1 protein-coding gene is annotated in these 1,583 nt (G+C 36.4%); it reads left to right on the forward strand.

Going from position 1 to position 1,583, the window contains the following annotated elements:
- The first annotated feature begins 280 nt into the window (after positions 1–280).
- Complete coding sequence (locus tag DWW86_RS16890) at positions 281–1,456, forward strand: IS110 family RNA-guided transposase (protein ID WP_117944114.1); 1,176 nt, start codon at positions 281–283, stop codon at positions 1,454–1,456.
- Positions 1,457–1,583: the final 127 nt, after the last annotated feature.

The raw sequence follows: 1,583 nt of genomic DNA on the forward strand, positions 1-1,583 counted from the left end.
CACGTATAATCCAGTTATCCTCTTATGAGGTTAATGGATTATTCTCCTTTCTCCCATTTCTTGGGTTTTATTGAATACTCCATTATAATACTTAAAGCACTGTGGATCTGTACCTATATCATTACAGCTTTGACTGTTCGGAGGTGACTCAGACCACAGCTTTTCGTCTATTACTGTTAATTAGTTTGTTAACGCTTGACGTTTCTATTTACGTGATTACACAGCCGAATTCTCTGTGGAAGACAGCAGTGCTTATTCTATTATTTAGGAGGTTTTATCTATGTCTCTGTACTTTGTTGGAATTGATATTTCCAAGTACAAACACGATTGTTGCATTATTTCTGCAACCGATCAAAAAGTTATTTCAAAGTTCTCTATCAAAAATGATAAAGTTGGCTTTGAAGAACTGATTACCACTTTTAATTCTCTCTCCAGTCCTGAGGATATAAGAATAGGGTTTGAATCAACAGCCCATTATGCCCTCAATCTTGAACTCTTCCTTGAAAATGCCCACCACAGCTTCATGGAAGTTAATCCAGTTTTAATCAAGGAATACAAAAAGTCTACAACTTTAAGGCGTACCAAAACCGATTCTGTTGACTGCGAATCAATAGCTCGTTGGTTAATGACTGTTGAGTACAAACCCCATTCAAAAGGATTTTACCACGCTTATTCCTTAAAGTCATTAACTCGTTTGCGTGACAGACTAATTCGACAGCGTTCTTTTTATCTTGTTAAGATAACAAATGTGTTAGATCACACATTTCCTGAATTCAAGCCATTCTTTAATGAACGTTTATCTAAAACCGCTCTATATCTACTAGAGAATTATGGCTCTGCTGAAAAGATGGCTCGCATGAATTCTGTTTCTTATGAGAAACTTCGATCCATATCTAGAGGTAAGTTTTCTCCTCAACAATTCATTGCTTTGAAAGAGCTTGCAGCTAATACAGTAGGTGTAAACAATTCTATCTTTGATGTTGAATTGAACAGTCTGCTTACTTTGTATAAAACTCTTGTAACAGAGATTAACACTCTTGAAAAAGAAATCAATCTTCTCATCGAAGAAGTCCATCCTCATTACTTATCTGTTCCTGGTATTGGCTCAATTTCTGCCGCAATCATCTATTCTGAATACGGGGATATATCAAACTTCGATAATCCTGGTCAGATGCTCGCATTTGCAGGAATCGAACCCGGAATCAATGAATCTGGTACAGAATCTCATGGTGGTCGAATGGTAAAGCGAGGTTCTTCACAGTTACGTTATGCCTTGATTAATTGTTGTCTTCCTTTAATCCGTTTCGATATGACATTTGCAACTTATTATGCTAAGAAACGTGCAGAAGGCAAACCACACAGAGTTGCAATCACTCACGTTGCCAAGAAGCTGATTCGTGTTATCTATGCATTGGAGAGGCAAAATACCGATTTCTGCGTTCAGAAGCTTCGTTAATACTTACTTTTCTTAGAATGTGACTGTCATCTAAAATACGCTGTATTTAGATGGTTTATTAAGGTTACCCTTTTTTAATCATAATTTTTCTTCCAAAAACTATTGACTATTTATAGTTTGTCACCTC

The organism is Ruminococcus sp. AF17-22AC, from assembly GCF_003460065.1.
In the GTDB taxonomy this organism is placed as follows: Bacteria; Bacillota; Clostridia; order Lachnospirales; family Lachnospiraceae; genus Blautia_A.